This window comes from Palleronia pelagia, from assembly GCF_900110115.1.
GTDB lineage: Bacteria > Pseudomonadota > Alphaproteobacteria > Rhodobacterales > Rhodobacteraceae > Palleronia > Palleronia pelagia.
The window spans coordinates 560,660-580,448 of the sequence record NZ_FOCM01000001.1 but is presented as its reverse complement, the minus strand read 5'-3'; the positions used below and the strand labels follow the sequence as shown (position 1 = coordinate 580,448).

General features: G+C 64.6%; 22 protein-coding genes. 11 read left to right on the top strand and 11 right to left on the bottom strand.

Annotated features, from left to right (window positions below; translation table 11 throughout):
• Nucleotides 1–56: 56 nt before the first annotated feature.
• The 4 genes from BMX96_RS02870 to BMX96_RS02855 all read left to right on the top strand — a co-directional run bounded on the left by BMX96_RS02870 (nt 57) and on the right by BMX96_RS02855 (nt 2,861).
• Nucleotides 57–425 carry an SUF system Fe-S cluster assembly protein gene (locus BMX96_RS02870; RefSeq protein ID WP_073125680.1) on the top strand — a complete coding sequence of 123 codons (369 nt, stop codon included), beginning with the start codon at nt 57–59 and terminating at the stop codon, nt 423–425.
• A 108-nt stretch (nt 426–533) separates the two neighbouring features.
• Nucleotides 534–1,754 carry a glycerophosphodiester phosphodiesterase family protein gene (locus BMX96_RS02865; RefSeq protein WP_091844067.1) on the top strand — a complete coding sequence of 407 codons (1,221 nt, stop codon included), beginning with the start codon at nt 534–536 and terminating at the stop codon, nt 1,752–1,754.
• Nucleotides 1,755–1,834: 80 nt separating this feature from the next.
• The gene (locus tag BMX96_RS02860) at nt 1,835–2,371 is read left to right on the top strand and encodes a sugar O-acetyltransferase (RefSeq protein ID WP_091844065.1); all 537 of its coding nucleotides are present in this window, start codon (nt 1,835–1,837) and stop codon (nt 2,369–2,371) included.
• A gap of 112 nt (nt 2,372–2,483) precedes the next feature.
• Nucleotides 2,484–2,861, top strand: a complete 378-nt coding sequence (locus BMX96_RS02855) for a HesB/IscA family protein (protein ID WP_073125669.1) — start codon at nt 2,484–2,486, stop codon at nt 2,859–2,861.
• Between the two features lie 69 nt (nt 2,862–2,930).
• On the opposite strand, the gene ispG is transcribed toward BMX96_RS02855, so the two are convergent.
• From ispG to hemA, 3 genes are all read right to left on the bottom strand, one after another.
• A complete protein-coding gene (gene ispG, locus BMX96_RS02850; RefSeq protein WP_091844063.1) occupies nt 2,931–4,058 on the bottom strand; it encodes a flavodoxin-dependent (E)-4-hydroxy-3-methylbut-2-enyl-diphosphate synthase in 1,128 nt (375 codons plus the stop codon).
• A 97-nt stretch (nt 4,059–4,155) separates the two neighbouring features.
• A complete protein-coding gene (locus BMX96_RS02845; protein ID WP_091844061.1) occupies nt 4,156–5,448 on the bottom strand; it encodes a helix-turn-helix domain-containing protein in 1,293 nt (430 codons plus the stop codon).
• A gap of 131 nt (nt 5,449–5,579) precedes the next feature.
• On the bottom strand, nt 5,580–6,803 hold the full coding sequence (gene hemA / locus BMX96_RS02840; protein WP_091844059.1) for a 5-aminolevulinate synthase: 1,224 nt from the start codon (nt 6,801–6,803) through the stop codon (nt 5,580–5,582).
• A 147-nt stretch (nt 6,804–6,950) separates the two neighbouring features.
• Here hemA and BMX96_RS02835 point away from each other — a divergent pair, with 147 nt between their 5' ends.
• The 3 genes from BMX96_RS02835 to BMX96_RS02825 are packed head-to-tail and all read left to right on the top strand — an operon-like array spanning nt 6,951 to nt 9,755.
• Nucleotides 6,951–8,321, top strand: coding sequence for a M20/M25/M40 family metallo-hydrolase (locus BMX96_RS02835; RefSeq protein WP_091844057.1), 1,371 nt, complete (start codon nt 6,951–6,953; stop codon nt 8,319–8,321).
• Between the two features lie 39 nt (nt 8,322–8,360).
• Complete coding sequence (locus BMX96_RS02830; RefSeq protein ID WP_091844055.1) at nt 8,361–9,290, top strand: nucleoside hydrolase; 930 nt, start codon at nt 8,361–8,363, stop codon at nt 9,288–9,290.
• A gap of 24 nt (nt 9,291–9,314) precedes the next feature.
• Nucleotides 9,315–9,755, top strand: a complete 441-nt coding sequence (locus BMX96_RS02825) for a GNAT family N-acetyltransferase (RefSeq protein ID WP_091844053.1) — start codon at nt 9,315–9,317, stop codon at nt 9,753–9,755.
• A gap of 48 nt (nt 9,756–9,803) precedes the next feature.
• Here BMX96_RS02825 and BMX96_RS02820 read toward each other — a convergent pair whose 3' ends face one another.
• On the bottom strand, nt 9,804–10,343 hold the full coding sequence (locus tag BMX96_RS02820; protein ID WP_091844051.1) for a CBS domain-containing protein: 540 nt from the start codon (nt 10,341–10,343) through the stop codon (nt 9,804–9,806).
• A 112-nt stretch (nt 10,344–10,455) separates the two neighbouring features.
• On the opposite strand from BMX96_RS02820, the gene BMX96_RS02815 reads away from it, so the two are divergent.
• The gene (locus BMX96_RS02815; RefSeq protein WP_456238453.1) at nt 10,456–11,877 is read left to right on the top strand and encodes a protein adenylyltransferase SelO; all 1,422 of its coding nucleotides are present in this window, start codon (nt 10,456–10,458) and stop codon (nt 11,875–11,877) included.
• Nucleotides 11,878–11,960: 83 nt separating this feature from the next.
• Here BMX96_RS02815 and BMX96_RS02810 read toward each other — a convergent pair whose 3' ends face one another.
• Together BMX96_RS02810 and BMX96_RS02805 are read right to left on the bottom strand one after the other, a co-directional pair.
• Nucleotides 11,961–12,494 (bottom strand): peptidylprolyl isomerase, encoded by a 534-nt coding sequence (locus BMX96_RS02810; RefSeq protein ID WP_073125640.1) that lies wholly within the window; start codon nt 12,492–12,494, stop codon nt 11,961–11,963.
• A complete protein-coding gene (locus tag BMX96_RS02805) occupies nt 12,487–12,993 on the bottom strand; it encodes a peptidylprolyl isomerase (protein ID WP_091844047.1) in 507 nt (168 codons plus the stop codon). The genes BMX96_RS02810 and BMX96_RS02805 overlap by 8 nt, the downstream gene beginning before the upstream one ends.
• Nucleotides 12,994–13,137: 144 nt before the next feature.
• Here BMX96_RS02805 and BMX96_RS02800 point away from each other — a divergent pair, with 144 nt between their 5' ends.
• Nucleotides 13,138–14,316 carry a phosphoglycerate kinase gene (locus BMX96_RS02800; RefSeq protein WP_091844045.1) on the top strand — a complete coding sequence of 393 codons (1,179 nt, stop codon included), beginning with the start codon at nt 13,138–13,140 and terminating at the stop codon, nt 14,314–14,316.
• A 21-nt stretch (nt 14,317–14,337) separates the two neighbouring features.
• On the opposite strand, the gene dusA is transcribed toward BMX96_RS02800, so the two are convergent.
• Nucleotides 14,338–15,345 carry a tRNA dihydrouridine(20/20a) synthase DusA gene (gene dusA, locus BMX96_RS02795; protein ID WP_269085876.1) on the bottom strand — a complete coding sequence of 336 codons (1,008 nt, stop codon included), beginning with the start codon at nt 15,343–15,345 and terminating at the stop codon, nt 14,338–14,340.
• A gap of 219 nt (nt 15,346–15,564) precedes the next feature.
• Here dusA and BMX96_RS02790 point away from each other — a divergent pair, with 219 nt between their 5' ends.
• Nucleotides 15,565–16,818, top strand: coding sequence for a site-specific integrase (locus BMX96_RS02790; RefSeq protein ID WP_236736933.1), 1,254 nt, complete (start codon nt 15,565–15,567; stop codon nt 16,816–16,818).
• Between the two features lie 75 nt (nt 16,819–16,893).
• Nucleotides 16,894–17,148: a pyocin activator PrtN family protein gene (locus BMX96_RS02785; RefSeq protein ID WP_175481637.1), complete on the top strand. Its 255-nt coding sequence runs from the start codon at nt 16,894–16,896 to the stop codon at nt 17,146–17,148.
• A gap of 859 nt (nt 17,149–18,007) precedes the next feature.
• Here BMX96_RS02785 and BMX96_RS02775 read toward each other — a convergent pair.
• The 4 genes from BMX96_RS02775 to BMX96_RS02760 form a co-directional block, all read right to left on the bottom strand.
• Nucleotides 18,008–18,433 carry an RNA 2'-phosphotransferase gene (locus tag BMX96_RS02775; RefSeq protein ID WP_236736932.1) on the bottom strand — a complete coding sequence of 142 codons (426 nt, stop codon included), beginning with the start codon at nt 18,431–18,433 and terminating at the stop codon, nt 18,008–18,010.
• Nucleotides 18,430–18,714 (bottom strand): hypothetical protein, encoded by a 285-nt coding sequence (locus BMX96_RS02770; RefSeq protein WP_091844037.1) that lies wholly within the window; start codon nt 18,712–18,714, stop codon nt 18,430–18,432. Before BMX96_RS02770 ends, BMX96_RS02775 begins: the two co-directional genes overlap by 4 nt.
• Nucleotides 18,715–18,815: 101 nt before the next feature.
• Entirely contained in the window at nt 18,816–19,124 is a 309-nt protein-coding gene (locus BMX96_RS02765; RefSeq protein ID WP_091844035.1) for a hypothetical protein, read from the bottom strand.
• A gap of 106 nt (nt 19,125–19,230) precedes the next feature.
• Entirely contained in the window at nt 19,231–19,623 is a 393-nt protein-coding gene (locus tag BMX96_RS02760; protein WP_091844033.1) for a hypothetical protein, read from the bottom strand.
• Nucleotides 19,624–19,789: the final 166 nt, after the last annotated feature.

Sequence of the window (19,789 nt, the reverse complement as noted above, 5' to 3'; positions counted from 1 at the left end):
ACGGCGCGCGGTGCAATCCTTATGTCCATTGTCGGAATTCAACGAAGGATCGCCCCATGGACGACCAGCCCGACAGCCCGCAGATGGAAGGCGCACCGCTCATCAAGCCGTCTTCGACCGAACACCCGTTGCACGAACAGGTGGTCGAGGCCTGCCGCAGCGTCTATGACCCGGAAATCCCGGTGAACATCTACGACCTGGGCCTCGTCTACACGATCGAGATCAATGAGGCGAACGAGGTCAACGTCATCATGACCCTGACCGCGCCCGGCTGCCCCGTGGCGGGCGAAATGCCCGGATGGGTCGCCGACGCGATCGAGCCGCTGCCGGGGGTCAAGCAGGTCGACGTGGCCCTCACGTGGGAGCCGCCCTGGGGCATGGACATGATGTCCGACGAGGCCCGGCTCGAGCTCGGCTTCATGTGATCGGCAAAGGGGCGCGCATTGTCACGCCCCTGTGACACGACTGTCGTCAGACCGTTTCAGACCGGCCATCATCCTCGCGGTGATGTTGCCATTTGAAAGGTCCCGACGATGACGAAACCGATCCTTCCCGCCCTACTTCTGGGCGCCCTGTCCCTGCCCGCCTTCGCCGAATCCCACGCGTCGGGCCCCGCGCTGACCTATGGCACCCGGCCCGCGTTCCTGGTCGACAAGCTGCCCGAGGGCGAACTGAAGACCAAGCTCATGTCCTGCAAGGGCCAGACGCCGCAGGCCACGAAATTCTCGGTCGGCCACCGCGGTGCACCGCTCATGTTCCCCGAGCACACGGTCGAATCGAACGTCGCCGCCGCGCAGATGGGCGCGGGCATCCTCGAATGCGACGTGACCTTCACCGCCGACAAGGAACTGGTCTGCCGCCACGCGCAGAACGACCTGCACACCACCACCGACATCGTGGCGACCGACCTGGGCGAAAAGTGCACCATGCCCTTCACGCCCGCCGAAGGCGACAACGACGCCGCCGCAGAATGCCGCACCTCGGATCTGAGCCTCGCCGAGTTCCGCACCCTGTCGCCCAAGATGGACGCCGCCGACGCCTCGGCCACCACCCCAGAGGGCTACCTGGGCGGCACCGCCGATTTCCGCACCGACCTCTACGTGCCCGGCGCCACGCTGATGACGCATGCCGAGTCGATCGAGCTGTTCGATTCGCTCGGCGCCGACTTCACGCCCGAGCTGAAAAGCCCGTCGGTCGAGATGCCGTTCGATGGTTTCACCCAAGAGGACTACGCCCAGAAGCTGATCGACGAGTACAAGACCGCCGGCATCGACCCTTCGCGCGTCTGGCCACAAAGCTTCAACCTCGACGACGTGCTCTACTGGATCGAGGCCGAGCCCGAGTTCGGCGCGCAGGCCGTCTACCTGATGGATGAGTACGACACCGAGGGCTATGACCCCATGGACGCCTCGACCTGGCCCAACACCATGGCCGAGCTGAAAGAGATGGGCGTGAACTACATCGCCCCGCCGCTCTGGATGCTGGTGACGGCGCAAGACGGCGAGATCATTCCCTCGACCCTCGCCATCGAGGCCAAGGCCGCCGACCTGGGCATCATCACCTGGACGCTCGAACGCTCCGGCCCGCTGGCGGGCGGCGGCGGCTGGTATTTCCAGTCGGTGAGCGACCTGATCGACGGGGACGAGGATTACTTCACCCTGCTCCACGTGCTGGCGCAGGACGTGGGCGTCGAAGGCGTGTTCTCGGACTGGCCCGCCACGGTGACCTATTACGCCAATTGCTACGGGCTCTGAGACCCGTCATACCTTTTCATGACGACAGGCGGGCGGTCCCTCGGGGCCGCCCGAATTTCATCCGCAACAAAGGGGGTCCCATGGCCAGCGAGCGCGAGAAGATGGTGTCGGGTCAGCTCTATCACCCGGGCGATCCCGAGCTTGCCGCCGCCCGCACCCGGGCCCAGGGCCTCATGCGCGCCTACAACCAGACCATCGTGGGCGAGGACGCCCGCGGCCCGATCCTCGCGGCGCTTCTGGGCAGTCACGGCGCCGCGCCGGCGCTCCGGGCGCCCTTCTACGTGGATTACGGCTTTAACATCCACTTGGGCGACCAGGTCTTCGCCAATTTCGGCTGCTGTTTCCTGGATGTCTGCGAGATCCGCATCGGCCACCGCGCCGCCATCGGGCCTTACGTGCAGCTGCTGACGGCCGACCATCCGCGCGAGTCCGAGACCCGGCGCCAGATGCTGGAGAACGGCGCGCCCATCACCATCGGCGATGACGTGTGGATCGGCGGCGGGGCCATCGTGCTACCGGGTGTCACCGTGGGCGACGGCGCCATCATCGGCGCGGGCGCGGTGGTCACCCGCGATGTCCCCGCAGGCGTCACGGTCAAGGGCAATCCGGCCCGTTAGGGCGCGTCCCTGGCATCACTGGTCCGAAAATACTCGAACGGCGCGCCGTTTCGCCCCCTTGAGCCGTCCCCGCTGCACCCTTACCTTTGGGACAAGTCAACAGGAGCGCACCATGTTCGCCATTCCCGGCAAGCAGGCCGTCACGATCACCCCGGCCGCCGAACGCCAGATCTCCAAGCTCATGTCCCGCGACGGCCACCAGGGCCTGCGCATCGGGGTCAAGAAGGGCGGCTGCGCGGGCATGGAATACACCATGGACTACGTGACCGAGATCGACACCCATGACGAAGTCGTCGAGCAGGGCGACGCGCGGGTAATGATCGCGCCCATGGCGCAAATGTTCCTGTTCGGCACCGAGATCGATTACGAGATCAGCCTGCTGGAATCGGGCTTCAAATTCCGCAATCCCAACGTGGCCGACGCCTGCGGCTGCGGCGAGTCGATTAAGTTCAAGGATATCGACGAGCTCGCCGCCGAACGCGAAAGCTGACGCGGCAGCGAATTCCGACCCGAAATTCGCCCGAATTTTCCTTGAAAATCATTGCGTTGAGAGGCGCGGTTACTCCGCCGCTTCCGGCGTCGTCTCGGACTCGATCTGCTGGGCCCGTTCCTCGACCTGCTCCACGATGTGATCGATCATCTGGTCGTTCGACATCTTGTGGCTCTGCTTGCCGGCCAGGTACACCATGCCGGACCCCGCCCCGCCGCCGGTGAACCCCACGTCGGTCATCAGCGCCTCGCCCGGTCCGTTGACCACGCAACCGATGATGCTGAGCGACATGGGCGTCTTGATATGCGCCAGCCGCTCTTCCAGGATCTCGACCGTCTTGATGACGTCGAAGCCCTGCCGCGCGCAGCTGGGGCACGAGATGATGTTCACGCCCCGGTGCCGCAGCCCCAGCGCCTTCAGGATCTCGTAACCCACGCGTACCTCTTCCACCGGATCGGCGCTGAGCGACACGCGCAGCGTATCCCCGATGCCCATCCACAGCATGTTGCCCAGCCCGATGGCCGATTTCACGGTGCCCGCGTTCAGGCTGCCCGCCTCGGTGATGCCAAGGTGAATGGGCGCATCCGTCGCTTCGGCGATGCCCTGGTAGGCGGCGGCCGACAGGAACACGTCGCTGGCCTTCACGCTGATCTTGAACTCGTGGAAATCGTTGTCCTGCAGGATCTTGATATGATCGAGCCCCGACTCCACCATCGCGTCGGGGCACGGCTCGCCGTATTTTTCCAGCAAATCGCGCTCGAGGCTGCCGGCGTTCACGCCGATGCGGATCGAACAGCCATGGTCCTTCGCGGCGCGGATCACTTCCTTCACCCGCTTCTCGTCGCCGATATTGCCCGGGTTGATCCGCAGGCAGCCGGCGCCGGCCTCGGCCGCCTCGATCGCGCGTTTGTAGTGGAAGTGGATGTCGGCGACGATCGGCACGGGGCTTTCGCGGCAGACCGTTTTCAGCGCGGCGGTGGCGTCGGTGTCGGGGCAGGACACACGGACGATGTCGGCGCCCGCATCGGCACACGCCAGGACCTGGTTCAAGGTCGCACGCGCATCGCCCGAGTCGGTGTTGGTCATCGTCTGGACCGAGATCGGCGCGTCGCCCCCCACGGGAACGTTGCCCACCATGATCTGGCGCGACTTGCGGCGATAGATGTTCTTCCAGGGACGAACGGCGTTCAGCGACATCGATTGGCTCCGGCAGGATGCGTTGCTCCAGACCTAGTGGCCCCTGACGCCGATGCCAACCGCTACCAGCGCGTCGACCGCCGCGCGCGGCGCAGGGTCACTCGGTGCCGTCGCTCTCGGTCGCGCCGGGCAGCTCGGGCTGGGCCGACATCTCGGCCACGACGCGGGCCAGCGCCTGGTCCGCGGCGATGTCGGCGGTCTGGTAGGTCTCGGTCAGGTTCTGTGCGCTCAGCGCCAGGTTCGACGTGATCTGGCCGCTGGACCCTGCGGGACCGTAAGCCGTGCCGTTGACCGAGAAGTAGATCGCCCCCGACTCGCCCGTGCGCAGGGTCGCCGGCTCCTCGGTCGCGGGCAGCGTGAACGTGTCACCTTCCTGCATGATCTGTTCGTAGAGCGTCGTGCCCTCGGCCGAGCGCACCCGCACCCAGCTGGGCCGCACGGCGACCAGGACCACCTCGGGCGTCCCGTCGGCCAGCACCTGCACACCGGCCGGTCCGCTCCCGTCGCCGGTCCCCGCTTCTGCGACCTGGGCGGCGGCCATGTCGGGGCCTCGCAGCTGGCTTGTGCCCGCGCCCGGAGCGGTGGGCGCTTCCGGCGACGCGCCGGCCAGCGTGGTGGGCTCCGTGCGCGCACGGTCCGACAGCGCGCCGAATTCACGCGGGTCCAGATTGGCGATCGGCCCGTCGCGGGCAACCATGACGGGCACGTCCAGAGCCTGCGGGCGGTAGATGCGGTCGAAATTGTCAGGTGCCGCCGTGGCCAGCTCGGTCGGGTCATCCTCGGCCGGCGCGGCGGGACGCGCGCTGTCCAGCGGGTCGATATCCGCCACGACCTCGGGCGCCTGGTCCACGGGAACCACCTGCACGCGCTGCACTTCGTTCAGAACGGCATAGCCACCGTAGCCGATCAAACCGATCAGGCCGAACAGCACGGCGATGGAGCCGATGGCCCCCGGCTCGATCCGCGAGAGTAGACCGTCGCCCTTGGGCACGAAGCCCAGCGGCGAATCGAGGAACGGATCGCGGGTCGAGTTCTGGACCCGCGGTTCGCGGCGCTTGGACGATGCCGCCTCGCTCATGCCGTGGGCCGTCTCGAAACCGGATTCGACGCAGAACGCCTTGAAGGCCCAGTCGGGGTCGAGTTCCAGGTAACGGGCGTAGGACCGGACGTAGCCCGCGATGAAGCCGGGCGTCTCGAAGGCCGAGGGGTCGGCGTTCTCGATCGCGGCGATGTAGGTCGCCTTGATCTTCAGTTCGCGTTGGACGTCGAGAAGGGATTTGCCGAGCGTCGCGCGTTCACCGCGCATCACATCGCCAAGGCGCATGTCGAAATCGTCGAACCCCTTGATCTCGGCGGGTTCAGTATCGGGTTGGCGATTGCGCCCTATCATGCCCGTCCCCTCGTCGCTCCATGCACTTCATCTGACCGGATCAACGGCATCCCGACCGCGATTCGACCCTATTGTGCCTTTTGACAACGAAATAACACAGAATGGAACGTTCTGGATAACTCTTTGTGGCGTCAAGCCGATAAATCGGCGCGATTTAGCGCACATTGCGCCCAAAGCGTATCCATCGCGTTAACCAAAGCATCCATTTCCCGCGGCCCGTGGACCGGCGACGGGGTGAAGCGCAGCCGCTCGGTCCCGCGCGGCACGGTCGGGAAATTGATCGGCTGGACGTAGATCCCGTGATCCTCCAGCAGCATGTCCGACATCATCTTGCAGTGCACCGGGTTGCCCACGTGGACCGGCACGATGTGGCTGCCGTGGTCGATCAGCGGCAGGCCAAGCCCTTTCAGCCGCGTCTTTAGGATCCGCGCCTGGGTCTGGTGCGCGTCGCGCAGCGCCTGGTCGTGCTTCAGGTGACGCACCGAGGCCGCCGCCCCCGCCGCCGTGGAGGGCGTCAGCGAGGTGGTGAAGATGAACCCGGGCGCATAGGACCGCACCGCGTCGCACATCTTCTCGGATGCCGCGATATAGCCGCCCATGACGCCATAGGCCTTGGCCAGGGTGCCGTTGATGATGTCGATGCGCCCCGCCAGGCCGTCCCGCTCGGTGACGCCGCCGCCGCGCGGGCCGTACATGCCTACCGCGTGAACCTCGTCGATATAGGTCAGCGCGTTGAATTCATCGGCCAGGTCGCAGATCTCGGCGATGGGCCCGAAATCGCCATCCATGGAATAGACCGACTCGAAGGCGATGAGCTTGGGCACGCTCGGATCGTCGGCCTCCAGCAATTCGCGCAGGTGCGCCACGTCGTTGTGGCGGAACACCCGCTTGGCCCCGCCGTTGCGGCGCACGCCCTCGATCATGGATGCGTGGTTCAGAGCGTCGGAATAGATGATGAGCCCGGGAAAGATCTTGGGCAGCGTCGAAAGCGTCGCGTCATTGGCGATGTAGGCCGAGGTGAAAAGAAGCGCCGCTTCCTTGCCATGCAGATCGGCCAGTTCGGACTCGAGCACCTTGTGATACACCGTCGTGCCCGAGATGTTGCGCGTGCCGCCCGATCCGGCGCCCACGGCGTCCAGCGCCGCGTGCATCGCCTCCAGCACCACCGGATGCTGCCCCATGCCAAGATAATCGTTGCCGCACCAAACGGTTACGGGGCGTTCTGTGCCATCGGGCCGGGTCCAGGTGGCGTGGGGGAAATTGCCCCGCTCTCGCGCGATGTCGATGAACGTGCGATAGCGTCCTTCGTCGTGCAGTTTCTGGATCGCGGCGTCGATATCTGTTTCGTAGGACACAAGCAGTCTTTCACATTTCTCCTGTCGCTTAGATAGGCCAATTCGCCGCCGGGGCACAGACCCGATTTCCCGGATCAATCGTCGCACTGGACTGTGACGACCGGGCTGTTACGTTCGCCGCTCGTATTTTGCCGACCGGAGCCCGCGATGAGCCTCGACGCCGTATTGTCCCGTATCGATGCCGATCTCGGCGCCGCGACCGACAGGTTGCTGACTTTCCTGAGAATTCCGTCCATCTCGACCGATCCCGCCTACAAGGGCCAGGTGTCCGAGGCGGCGGATTGGCTGGTGGCCGAGCTGGGGCAGATCGGCGTCGACGCGACCGCCCACAAGACGCCGGGCCACCCGATGGTGGTGGGCCATGGCGGCGAGGGCGGGCGCAGCCTGCTGTTCTACGGCCACTACGACGTGCAACCGGTCGATCCGCTCGAGCTGTGGGACCGCGACCCGTTCGATCCGGCCATCGAGGATACGCCGAAGGGCAAGGTCATCCGCGGCCGCGGTGCCTCGGACGACAAGGGCCAGCTGATGACCTTCGTCGAGGCCTGCCGCGCGTGGAAGGCCGTGCACGGCACCCTGCCCGCGCGACTGACCTTCCTGTTCGAGGGCGAGGAAGAATCGGGCTCGCCCTCGCTCGTGCCGTTCCTGGAGCAGAACCGCGATCTGCTGGCCGCAGACCTGGGGCTGATCTGCGACACGGCGCTTTATGGACGCGACACGCCCGCCATCACCACCATGCTGCGCGGATTGCTGGGCGAGGAGGTCACTGTCACCGGCCCGTCGCGCGACCTGCACTCGGGCTCCTACGGCGGGCCCGCCATGAACCCGATCCGCGTGCTGGCCAAGGTGCTGGCCGGACTGCACGACCTGCAGGGCCGCGTCACCGTCCCGGGCTTCTACGACGACGTGGAAGAGGTTTCGGAGCAGGTGTCGCAGCAATGGGATGCGCTGGGTTTCGACGCGGGCAGCTTCCTTGGCGAGGTGGGGCTGAGCTCCCCCGCGGGCGAGGCCGACCGCAGCGCGCTGGAGCAGATCTGGGCGCGGCCCACCTGCGAAATCAACGGGATCAAGGGTGGATATGCCGGGGCGGGCTTCAAGACCGTTCTGCCCAGCCAGGCCAGCGCCAAGATCAGCTTCCGACTGGTGGCCGCGCAGGATCCGCTGAAGATACGCGAGAGCTTTCGCCAGATGGTGCGCGACGCGATGCCGCCCGATTGCACGGTCGAGTTCCACGGACACGGCGCGGCCCCGGCCAGCCGCATGGATATCAGCGACCCGGCCTTCGAGGCGGCGCGCAAGGCGTTGTCGGGCGAATGGCCCAAGGACGCGGCCTATGTCGGCGCGGGCGGCTCGATCCCCGTGGCGGGGCACTTGCAGCAGATCCTCGGTATCGACTCGATGCTGATCGGGTTCGGCAAGGGCGACGACCAGATCCATTCGCCGAACGAGAAATACGACCTGGAAAGCTTCCATCGCGGGATGCGGTCCTGGGCGCGTATCCTCGACGCGATCTCCTGAGGCTTTCGGCCTGAAAACCATGTCCTGGAAAAGGCTTGCATGAAGATCATCATCGATACCGACCCCGGCCAGGACGATGCCGTGGCCATCCTGCTGGCCCTGGCCAGCCCCGAGATCGAGGTGCTGGGCATCACCGCCGTGGCCGGCAACGTCCCGCTGGAGCTCACGGCCAAGAACGCCCGCATCGTTTGCGAATTGGCCGGCCGGACCGAAGTCCCCGTCTTCGCGGGCTGCGCCGCGCCGCTGATGCGCCCGCTGGTCACGGCCGAGCACGTCCATGGCCGCACGGGGCTGGATGGGCCGGTGTTGCCCGATCCGCAAATGCCGCTGCAGGACGCCCACGCGGTGGATTTCATCATCGACACCCTACGGGCCGAGGGACCGGGCAGCGTCACGATCTGCCCGCTGGGGCCGCTGACCAACATCGCCATGGCGCTGAAGAAGGCGCCCGACATCGCCGACCGGATCGCCCGCATCGTGCTGATGGGCGGCGCCTATTTCGAAGTCGGCAACATCACCCCCGCCGCCGAGTTCAACATCTATGTCGACCCCGAAGCGGCTGATATCGTTATGAAGTCCGGTGTTCCGCTGACCATCCTTCCGCTGGACGTGACCCACAAGGCGCTGGTCACGAAAGAGCGCAACGACGCCTTCCGCGCGCTCGGCACGCCGGTGGGCATCGCCGTGGCCGAGATGACGGATTTCTTCGAGCGTTTCGACCGCGAGAAATACGGCAGCCACGGCGCGCCGCTGCACGACCCCACGGTCATCGCCTGGCTTCTGAACCCCGACCTTTTCACCGGGCGCGAGATCAATGTCGAGATCGAAACGCGGTCCGATCTCACCCGCGGCATGACCGTCGCGGACTGGTGGCGTGTCACCGAGCGCGCGCCCAACGCGCTTTTCATCGGGGATCTGGACGCCGAGGGATTCTTCGGGCTACTGACCGAGCGATTGGCCCGATACTAGGCCGCCGCGAAAGGCCCCATCCCGATGACTGCCAAATTGCGCCTGGCCGCGCCCGAGGATGCCGCCAAGCTGGACCGCCTGATGGCGGCCTGCCACGACGAGACCGGTCACGCCATGGACGAGGACGCGCGCAGCGCGGCGCTCGAACCGCTGCTGGCGGGCGACGTACCGGGGGCCGCCTACCTGATCGGACCGCCCTCCAGCCCCGTGGGATACGTGCTGTTGCGCTTCGGCTACTCCGTGGCCCAGGGCGGCATGGTGGCCGATATCGACGAGATCTACATCCGCCCGCCGGTCCGCAACCGCGCCATGGCGAGCGAGGCGGTCAACAGCCTGGCCCGCAACCTGCGCAACCTTGGCATCGCACGACTCACCGCCCGCCTGGACGACGCAGCGCCTGACGCGCTGTTTCGGCGACTGCTGTTCAAGGGCCGGTCCGAGCAACGGCTGGACCTGGTCCTTTGACAAACTTCATGCACCGCATTCAAAATGCGATGCAAGACGCTGATTTAATTACAGAACAAGCGATATAACGATGATCATGATCAGCGTGTAAAGCATGATGCCGCCGCCGATCAGAACCGTCGGGAAGTTTCGCGTGACCGAGGCGCGCGTCATCTGCCGCGCCTGGTTCAGCAGGTCGGGCCACGTGTAGCTGACGAAGTCGCCCTGCGTGAACACCGCCTTGATGCGCCCGTCGGCATCGACCACGGGAAGGCGGCGGAACCGCTCGTTCGACATGATGCGCAGCCAGTCGACCACGTCGTCATCCTCGCGTGCGAGGCGGGGCTCCTCGGTCATGATCTCGTGCAGCTGGGTCGCCTTTGCGTCGCGGCCCTGGTTCACGATCTTGCGCATGACGTCGCGCTCGGTCACGACGCCGATCACCTTGTCCTCGGCGTCCACGATCATGACCGAACCGTAATTCTTCTGGCACATGGCGGCCACGGCGTCGCTGACCATCTGGTCCTTGGTCATCGTCAACGGCTTGGGTTTGGAGACGTATTCGGCCCGGTCCTTGATCCGCATGCCGCCTCTGGTCTCGGCTTTCATGGCGTCCTCCGTTCGTCGTTGATCCGCGTTGGTGAAAAGACGTAGGGCAATCGCCCGCGCGGCAAGTCTTTTCGATACGTCCGCAACTGCTTAGGTCCATGACAAGGAGATCATGATGCACCTGCCATTCGACAACACCTACGACGCCCTGCCCGACCGGTTTCACAGCCGGCAGCCGCCCGTTCCGGTCGCGCGGCCCGACCTGGTCGCCGTGAACGACGCGCTGGCCGCGAAGCTGGGCCTGGATGCCGAGGCCCTGCGCACGCCCGAGGGCGTGGCCATGCTGGCCGGCAACACCGTGCCCGAGGGCGCCGCCCCGCTGGCGCAGGCCTATGCCGGGCACCAGTTCGGCGGCTGGGTGCCCCAGCTGGGCGACGGGCGCGCGATCCTGCTGGGCGAGGTGCTGACCGACACGGGCCGCTATGACATCCAGTTGAAGGGCGCGGGCCGCACGCCGTTCAGCCGCGGCGGCGACGGACGCGCCTGGCTGGGCCCCGTGCTGCGCGAATACGTGGTGAGCGAGGCGATGGCCGCGCTTGGAATCCCAACGACCCGGGCGCTGGCTGCGGTGACCACGGGCGAGGACGTCCTGCGCGAGGCGCCCCTGCCCGGCGCTGTTCTGACCCGCGTGGCCCGGTCGCATATCCGCGTGGGCACGTTCCAGTACTTCGCCGCCCGCCGCGATACCGAGGCGTTGGAGCTGCTGACGCAACATGTGATCGACCGCCATTATCCCAAGGCCGGCGACGCCTGGGGCCTGCTCGACGCCGTGATCGGCGCGCAGGCCGACCTGGTGGCGCGGTGGATGGGCGTGGGCTTCATCCACGGTGTCATGAACACCGACAACATGGCCATCTCGGGCGAGACCATCGACTACGGCCCCTGCGCCTTCATGGACGACTACGACGCCATGCGCGTGTTTTCGTCGATCGACCGCGGCGGACGCTACGCCTATGCCCGCCAGCCGGATGTCGCAGCCTGGAACCTGGCGCAGTTCGCATCGGCCCTGCTGCCCGTTCTGGGCGAGGAGGAGACGGCGATCCCCCGCGCGACCGAGATGATCCACGGCTTCGGCCCGCGGTTCCGGGACGCATGGCTCGGCGTGTTCCGCGCCAAGCTGGGGCTCGCCACGGCCGAGGACGATGACGCCGACCTGATCGAGGGGCTGCTGGACCGCATGGCGGCCGCCGGGGCCGATTTCACGCTGACCTTCCGGGGTCTCGTGGACGGCAGCGCGCGCGAGCGCTTCGGCGATCCGGCCGCGTTCGACCAATGGGCACAGGCCTGGGAGGCGCGGCTGGCGCGCGAGGGCACCGATGCCACCGCCGCCCGCGACCGGATGCGGCGGGCCAACCCCGCCATCATTCCGCGCAACCACAGGATCGAACAGGTCATCGCCGCGGCGGTGACCGGCGACTACGCGCCATTCCAGGCGATCAACGCGGCCCTCGTCTCGCCCTTCGACGATCACCCCGAATTCGCCGCGCCGCCACTGGACGGCGAAGTGGTCACGGCGACCTTCTGCGGCACCTGAGCCGAGGCTTGCCGGGAGGTACAAACGCAAACGCGGGACGGCAAAACTGCCGCCCCGCGCCGCTGTCTTAGGCTGCTTGACCGTCAGTCCGTGGTCGTGACCTCGTCCATCACCACCATCTCGCCCTGCCCCGTCGCCGGGATCTGGTCGATCAGGTCCATGCCCTCGGTCACGCGGCCGACGACGGTGTAGTCGCCGTTCAGGTGCGGGGCCGGTTCCGTCATGATGAAGAACTGCGAATTGGCGCTGTCGACTGAGTTGCCCGAGCGCGCCATGCCGACGACACCCGGCTCGAAAGCGATGTCCGAGAATTCCTGCGCCAGGTCCGGCAGGTCCGACCCGCCATAGCCCGCGCGGGACATGTCGCCATCGGCCCGGCCGAACTGCACGTCACCGGTCTGCGCCATGAAGCCGTCGATCACGCGGTGGAACACCACGCCGTCATAGGCATCGCGATTGGCCAGCGCCGTGATCCGCTCGGCGTGGTTGGGCGCCACGTCCTCGAGCAGGTCGATCCGCACGGTGCCCTCGACCCCGCCCGACAGCGAGATCTCGATCCCCGACGCCGCCGCCGGGCCGGCCGCGAGGCAGGCGAGAAGGATCAGGCCCTTACGCATCCGCGGCCACCTTCACGCTCAGCATGCGGTCGGGGTTCATCGGCGGCTCGCCGCGGGTGATCTTGTCGACATGCTCCATCCCCTCGATGACGCGGCCGTAGACGGTGTACTGGCCATTCAGGAAATGGTTGTCGGAAAAGTTGATGAAGAACTGAGAGTTGGCCGAGTTGGGGTTCGACGACCGTGCCGCGCCCAGCGTGCCGCGATCGTGCGGCAGTTTCGAGAACTCGGCCGGCAGGTCGGGATGCTCGGACCCGCCGGTGCCGGCCAGGCGGATGTTGAAATCCTTCTCGGCATTGCCGTTCGACACGTCGCCGGTCTGCGCCATGAAGCCGTCGATCACGCGGTGGAACACCACGTTGTCATAGGCGCCTTCGCGGGCCAGCGTCTTCATCCGGTCCACGTGCTGCGGCGCCACGTCGGGCAGCAGCGCGATGGTCACGGGGCCGTCCTTCAGCTCGATGATGATGGTGTTCTCGGGGTCCTTGATCTCGGCCATCGGGGGATCCTTGCTTGGTCTTCGGGTCGCGCGGACCCTAGTCGTGACGCGCGGTGTTGGGAAGCGGAAAGCCATCGCGGGGGCGGTTGCGCGCCGGTCCCGATCACGCGATGACTAGACCGGTTCTTGATGCAGGAGGCCCCGATGGGTTGGAAGACGCTCGACGACATGGATCTGGACGGAAAGCGCGTGCTGGTGCGCGTGGATATCAACGTGCCGGTCGAGGACGGGCGCGTGACCGACACCACCCGGATCGACCGCATCGTGCCCACGGTGAACGATATCGTGAACGCGGGCGGCATCCCGATCCTGCTGGCCCATTTCGACCGGCCCAAGGGCAAGGTCGTGCCCGAGATGTCGCTGAACCAGGTGGTGCCCGCCTTGCAGGAAGCACTGGGCCGCGACGTGACCTTCATCGACGGTGACTACGGCGACCGGGTGGGCCAGCTGGGCCAGGGCGATGTCGCGCTGCTGGAAAACCTGCGCTTCAATCCCGGCGAAGAAAAGAACGACGATGCCTTCGCCGGGCGCCTAGCGTCTCTGGGCGATGTCTACGTGAACGACGCGTTCTCGGCCGCGCACCGCGCCCATGCCTCGACCGAAGCGCTCGCGCGCAAGCTGCCGGCCTGTGCCGGGCGGCTCATGGCCGAGGAGTTGGGCGCGCTGGAAAAGGCCCTGGGCGACCCCGAGCGTCCGCTGATGGCCGTGGTCGGCGGCGCCAAGGTCAGCACCAAGCTCGACCTTTTGGGCAACCTGGTGCGCAAGGTGAACCACCTGGTGATCGGGGGCGGCATGGCCAACACCTTCCTGGCCGCGCAGGGCATCGACGTGGGCAAGTCCCTGGCCGAGCACGACATGACCGGCACGGCGCGCGATATCCTCGACCGCGCGGACGAGGCGGGCTGCGAGATCATCCTGCCGCAGGACGTGGTCGTCGCGCGCGAGTTCAAGGCCGGCGCCGACAGCGAGGTCGTCCCGGCCGACAAGTGCCCCGCCGACGCCATGATCCTGGACACCGGGCCCGACTCGGTCGAACGCATCGGCAAGGCCATGGCGAACTGCCGCACGCTGATCTGGAACGGTCCCCTCGGCGCGTTCGAGATCGCGCCCTTCGACGTGGCCACAAACCAGGCCGCGCGCATGGCCGCTGACCAGACGAAGGCCGGCAATCTCGTGTCGGTCGCGGGCGGCGGCGACACGGTCGCGGCCCTGAACAAGGCCGGCGCGGCGGGCGATTTCACCTACATCTCGTCCGCGGGCGGCGCGTTCCTGGAATGGATGGAAGGCAAGGCCCTGCCGGGCGTCGCCGCGCTGGAGGACTAGGCGCCGATGCGCGCCGCCGGGTCACGCCGCGGCGCGCGTCACCTCGCCCAGGGCCTCGAGCACCAGTTCCCGATCCGCACCCGGGCGGCTCGCCCCTTCGGACAGGACACGCCGCCACCGCCGAGCGCCGGGCTGGCCGGTGAACAACCCCAGCATGTGCCGCGTGACCTGCCCCAGCTTGCCGCCCGCCGCGATGTGACGGTCGATATAAGGCAGCATCGCGTGGACGACCTCCTCGCGCGTGGGCGCCGGACCCGTTTCACCGAAGATGCGCTGGTCGGCCTCCAGCAAGACCATCGCGGGATCGTGGTAAGCGGCGCGTCCGATCATCACGCCGTCGAGCCCGCGCGCCAGGTGCGTCTCGACCTGGTCGAGATCGGTGATACCGCCATTGATCGACACGTGCAGGTCCGGAAACTCGGCCTTCATCCGGTGCACCAGATCGTAATCCAGCGGCGGCACGTCACGGTTTTCCTTCGGGCTTAGCCCCTGCAACCACGCCATGCGCGCGTGGATGGTGACCCTGCGCACACCTGCCGCACGGATCTTCGAAAGGAAGTCCGGCAGCACATCGTCGGGCCGCTGGTCATCGACGCCGATCCGGCATTTCACCGTGACCGGCAAAGGTTGAGCCGCGATCATCCCTGCGCAGCACTCGGCCACCAGCTCCGGCTCGCGCATGAGCACGGCGCCGAACCGGCCCGACTGCACCCGGTCCGATGGACAGCCCACATTCAGGTTGATCTCGTCATAGCCATGGTCCGCCCCCATCCGCGCGGCCCGTGCCAGCTCGCCCGGCTCCGAGCCGCCCAGTTGCAGCGCCACCGGATGCTCCTGCGAGCCGAAATCCAGCAGGTGCGTTGCCCCGCCCCGCACCAAGGCGGGCGCCGTCACCATCTCGGTATAAAGCAACGCGCGACGCGACAGCTGCCGGTGAAACGTCCGGCAGTGGCGGTCGGTCCAGTCCATCATGGGTGCCACAGAAAGCCGAGACGCGGCCCAGGTATCTGATTTTACGACTACATTCACAGTCACGAGACCTGCCTCATACCTTCAGAATCAGTGGATTTCGGCGCGTTATGCCGGGTTTTGCCAGGTTTCACGAGCGGAGTTGCTACGACGTAGCAACTCGAACGGCAGGCCTCCTGCGCGATCGAGAGGGCCTCCGAAGCTGTCTCAGCAACTCGATTTCCGGGCTTCAGAACCCGGACCAACCTTCCGCCTGAGATCAACCAAGGAAGCCCAAACATGTCCGCCACCATCATCACCTTTCCTGGTCTACACACCGCCACATGTCTTGGAACCTCGGCCAAGAATTTGGTGTCCGACACCCGCGCTGCGGACAACAACAAGCCACGTCCAGACAGCAGCTCTCATGCGCCCACCGACCGTCGCCGCAAAAAGGACGGCAAATCTCGCAGTGTCGAGCCAAACATTCAGGAGATCCGCGGTGAGAATGGCAAGCTATCCTACCGCGTGCAAATCCGAAAATTTGTCTCAGGTAGGAGCATAAGCTTCACCAAGACTTTCTCCAAACTCAGCATGGCCAGGAAATGGAAGAAGCGAAAGATCGCCGAGATCGAAATTGATGGCGTAGAGGCCGTATCGAGAAGTGGTGATACTGTTGCAGATGCAATCACTGCGCGCCTGGCGAAGCACAAGAGCTTGGGGCGTTCGGCTAAACAACAACTTGGCTGGGTGAAGGCAAGCGGGTTCGGAAAGAAGAAATTGAATGGGTTGTCGCTGGACGACCTGACTGACCTCGCGGACGAAATGCTTGGAGAAGAGCGCCAACCGCAGACGGTAGCCGGATACCTTACGATCCTCGTGAACACGCTTCACTGGGCGTCAAAACGGGGGTTCTCCGTGCCCATTGCAGCCATGAAGGAAGCTATGGAGCACATGTGGGAAGACGAGATACTCGCCCGCTCCGAGGAGCGGGATCGTCGGCCTACAATTGATGAGCTGAACAAGATCCTCGACGCAGTGGTCGAAAATAAGCGGCAGAAAATTCCGCTCGTAAAAATCATTGTTTTCGCAATTTTCAGTTGTCGACGTCTTGGGGAAATCTGCCGGATTCGCTGGGAGGATCTACGAATCGAGAAGAAACAAATCCTGGTCCGCGACATGAAACACCCAAAAAAGAAGAAGGGTAATGATGTTTGGTGCGACCTGACCGACGAAGCACTGGCAATTATTCTCTCAATGCCTCGGGAAGGAGATCTAATTTTTCCCTTCAAGACAACTTCTGTCGGAACGGCATGGCGCCGTCATCGCGACCGACTTGGAATAAATGACCTCAGGTTCCATGACCTTCGTCATGAGGGCATCACCAGGCTCTTCGAGATGGGAAAGCCGGCAGCCTTCGTAGCCAACCACTCCGGCCACAAGAACGGTGGATGCCTATTTCGGTATGAGCATGTTGAACAGGAAGGCGATAGGTTCTTAGATTGGCCATGGACACTACGGGCAGCAGACCAAGCCGACCCCGATAAGATGTAAAGAAAGTTGAGCTTCCATATTTTTCCACGGAGTAGGATGAACCCACTTCCTGAGAATCCAAATACGGAGGCTCGAATGGACACCTTTGAATTGCTGCTGAAACATTACCACTTCCGGCCCTACATCCCTCTTGAGGAGGCCGGAATTCTCTGGGGGCATACCGAGAAGACCATGAAGGAGAAGATAGATGCCGGCGATATTCGCCTACCCTACTTCACCTCTGACGGAAAACAAAAATCTGTCAAGCTCGTGCGCGTTGAAACCATTGCCAAAATTCTTGACCAGCGGGCGGTCGATGCAGAGCGAGACTTCAAGAACCTTTGGAGGTGAACGATAATTGAACCGACTTCGAAATAACCTTATATTTTCCACCTCGGGGCGTGCGATAAAAAATTGGATCACTTACAATCGAATAACTGTTCGGGCCTAATCGCTCGGCGGCCCTTACCTTCTCGCCCTCGTTTCAGCGGCCGACCGCAGGAACAAATCGGCGCCTCTACATGCGGCATTATTTTCCTCGCGCCGCAATGAATCAACCGTCGTTCAATAGGTCGATACCACATCGGATGTATTGCCCCTTTCAGTCTGCTCTACTGCTTTTACGATGTCCTTCCAAGCTCGTTCGGCAACCTGTCGGTTTTCCAAGAGAGGCACCAAGCGCGGGGCGATCTCATAGTAATTATCCACCAAGTTGATGCCCTCAGGTGTTTCATGAGAGCCTCGTCTCGAAGGTCTCGGAGCACGCGAAGCTCTTGGCAATCATCCGGTAAGCCGCGAAACTCACATTTCGCCGTAGTGAGATTGCAACCCTTCTTCTCACTGGATTTTTTCTCGCGAGATTTCCCTGAGTCGCTTCGATTTGAGCGCCACTGACCGTCCTTGTTCCGAGACCGGTTTTGACCTCGTGTTGGCCCACTTTTCACGATCCGGCCCTTGGAATCTTTCGGCGACTGCTCTTGTCTCCTCCCATTCTCAAGAGGGTGCAGGACCCGCGACGGCTTGGCAGAGGTCCGAAACGCCCCCGCTCGGCCATGGCGTTCATTGCGCACGGCACAGTGCATTCCTGGTAGATCAGAGGAGATTGTGGAAAGGCTGGTCTGCGGCCTCAAGGCCCCGCGAACCCCAGGAAACGCGGCGGCACCGCAGCTGTCATCCAGATACCGTTTTCGGACAGCAAGAAGGTGTGATCTCAGGCTGACATGCCAGCGCAGTCCACGGTCAGCACGACCGCCTTCCCGTGCCGGGACCCAACGATCCTGGCCATTTCGAAATCGCGGCTGAGATGGACGAACTGCCTACGCTGCGGTTGTAGCCCCTCTGCGAAGATATTGTTCAGGTGATGCCGCGCAGTGCCATGGTAGAGCACCGGCGGCGGGATATCCGGCACAAGACCAAGGTCCAGCGAGATCGAGTGGCCCTGTGCCGCCCGGATACGTGACCCGTCTGCCGACAGTGTGAACCTGCTCTTTTCATCCTCCGCCACGACGGCTTCAAGCCGTGAGCGCGACATCGGACGACCGTGACGCTTCATCGCGCGCAGAAGACCGGCAACATCCACCCAGCCTGCCCCGTCGAGATCGATCCCGATCACGTCCGGGCGATGACGCAGGATCATAGAGAGGTAACGACCCCAAGGAATCCGGCGCCGGAGGCCTTCCGATGCTGCGCGGCGCTTTGCTGCGACCTCGCAATAAGATCCAGTCGCTGGTGCGCCGACGAGGTTTCGAGGACCTCGATGAACCGGACCAAGGTAACGGTGTAGAATTCCGCCACTTCGTCTGCGCAGCCGGGATCGGTCGGCACCTTGGACCATAAGAACGCCTGCTCGTGATACGCTTCGAGTCGTCGAGTTTCGATGTCTTGAACGATGGAGATCTTCGCCGTGCTGAGGTGCATGCGGGTCCTCTCTTCTTCTGCGTGTGAACCGATGGATCTTACCCTCGAGCTGGACCGATAACGTCGTGGCGACCCCGATCCGGAGATCGGGGCCCAATTCCTCAGCTCGGCAACGCGGCGGCGAGGTCGCTGAGCCGAGCGCCATGCCATCGCAGCGACGCCGCATACCGGTCCTCAGGTGAATCGACCTCGGCGAGTCGGTCGCGCATCTGCCGCACGACCTTCCCGACGCGCGCAGGATCAGGACTCAGGCCGTCCAAGAGCCGGTCAGCCTCGCAGTAAAGCTCGAGACCGCATTCACCTGCGACCACATGAAGAACCTCTGAGAGGCTGTTTCCGTGGCGCCGCACGAAATCCCGGGCATCGAGCGCTACGCTAAGCGCAGAGCCGCCATACAGGGTCTTGTTCATTAGTAATCTCCCCGCGCGAAGGGCCGGCCGAGAGGCCGGGCGAAAACCTTGCGCGGTCAAGCATCGCCGGCGGGAGAAACCGGCGATGTCGTCTTGATGAGCTGCCCTAAGCGACGCACCGCAGGCCAGTCTCACCGATGGTGCACGAGAGAACATGACGTAAGCCATCGGTCAGCAAACAGATCTCTTCGACCGCGGGGTCGCACGGGTCGATCACGGCGAAGAACCCCATGTATGGCAAGTTCTCGTCGTGGACGTGTTCCAAGGACAGAACAGCCAGGATCTGGTCGAGCATGATCCTCGCTTGTTGTGACACACATTGATCCTGCGCGAGAAGTTCCACGCATCGGTCGACGAGTCGAGCGGACTCGTAGCCGCCCAGGAGGCGCGCCGCGTGCCAAAGGCCTTCGTAATTTCGGGAGACGAAGTTCAGAACCGGATCGACCGAGATTTTCTGGGCGATGTCGGCGGAGAAGTCGGATTTCAGGTCTGGTTTCATGATTGGCTCCGGAAGGTGTCCGCGTCAGGCGCGGGTCAAGATCGGCAATGATCCGGATGCCTGGTGCCCTACCCTTGGGGCAGTTCTTCTCCCTATCTACAAGATGGTCGACCGCATCGCTTGCGGCCCCGCGTAGACGGCCGCAAGCGCTCGGATCGATCCTTCT

What these genes read in the sequence shown, in the direction of transcription:
- BMX96_RS02870 (WP_073125680.1), top strand. Translation starts at nt 57, where the DNA reads ATGGACGACCAGCCCGACAGCCCGCAGATGGAAGGCGCACCGCTCATC.
- BMX96_RS02865 (WP_091844067.1), top strand. Translation starts at nt 534, where the DNA reads ATGACGAAACCGATCCTTCCCGCCCTACTTCTGGGCGCCCTGTCCCTG.
- BMX96_RS02860 (WP_091844065.1), top strand. Translation starts at nt 1,835, where the DNA reads ATGGCCAGCGAGCGCGAGAAGATGGTGTCGGGTCAGCTCTATCACCCG.
- BMX96_RS02855 (WP_073125669.1), top strand. Translation starts at nt 2,484, where the DNA reads ATGTTCGCCATTCCCGGCAAGCAGGCCGTCACGATCACCCCGGCCGCC.
- ispG (WP_091844063.1), bottom strand. Translation starts at nt 4,058, where the DNA reads ATGTCGCTGAACGCCGTTCGTCCCTGGAAGAACATCTATCGCCGCAAG.
- BMX96_RS02845 (WP_091844061.1), bottom strand. Translation starts at nt 5,448, where the DNA reads ATGATAGGGCGCAATCGCCAACCCGATACTGAACCCGCCGAGATCAAG.
- BMX96_RS02835 (WP_091844057.1), top strand. Translation starts at nt 6,951, where the DNA reads ATGAGCCTCGACGCCGTATTGTCCCGTATCGATGCCGATCTCGGCGCC.
- BMX96_RS02830 (WP_091844055.1), top strand. Translation starts at nt 8,361, where the DNA reads ATGAAGATCATCATCGATACCGACCCCGGCCAGGACGATGCCGTGGCC.
- BMX96_RS02825 (WP_091844053.1), top strand. Translation starts at nt 9,315, where the DNA reads ATGACTGCCAAATTGCGCCTGGCCGCGCCCGAGGATGCCGCCAAGCTG.
- BMX96_RS02820 (WP_091844051.1), bottom strand. Translation starts at nt 10,343, where the DNA reads ATGAAAGCCGAGACCAGAGGCGGCATGCGGATCAAGGACCGGGCCGAA.
- BMX96_RS02815 (WP_456238453.1), top strand. Translation starts at nt 10,456, where the DNA reads ATGATGCACCTGCCATTCGACAACACCTACGACGCCCTGCCCGACCGG.
- BMX96_RS02810 (WP_073125640.1), bottom strand. Translation starts at nt 12,494, where the DNA reads ATGCGTAAGGGCCTGATCCTTCTCGCCTGCCTCGCGGCCGGCCCGGCG.
- BMX96_RS02805 (WP_091844047.1), bottom strand. Translation starts at nt 12,993, where the DNA reads ATGGCCGAGATCAAGGACCCCGAGAACACCATCATCATCGAGCTGAAG.
- BMX96_RS02800 (WP_091844045.1), top strand. Translation starts at nt 13,138, where the DNA reads ATGGGTTGGAAGACGCTCGACGACATGGATCTGGACGGAAAGCGCGTG.
- BMX96_RS02790 (WP_236736933.1), top strand. Translation starts at nt 15,565, where the DNA reads ATGTCCGCCACCATCATCACCTTTCCTGGTCTACACACCGCCACATGT.
- BMX96_RS02785 (WP_175481637.1), top strand. Translation starts at nt 16,894, where the DNA reads ATGGACACCTTTGAATTGCTGCTGAAACATTACCACTTCCGGCCCTAC.
- BMX96_RS02775 (WP_236736932.1), bottom strand. Translation starts at nt 18,433, where the DNA reads ATGATCCTGCGTCATCGCCCGGACGTGATCGGGATCGATCTCGACGGG.
- BMX96_RS02770 (WP_091844037.1), bottom strand. Translation starts at nt 18,714, where the DNA reads ATGCACCTCAGCACGGCGAAGATCTCCATCGTTCAAGACATCGAAACT.
- BMX96_RS02765 (WP_091844035.1), bottom strand. Translation starts at nt 19,124, where the DNA reads ATGAACAAGACCCTGTATGGCGGCTCTGCGCTTAGCGTAGCGCTCGAT.
- BMX96_RS02760 (WP_091844033.1), bottom strand. Translation starts at nt 19,623, where the DNA reads ATGAAACCAGACCTGAAATCCGACTTCTCCGCCGACATCGCCCAGAAA.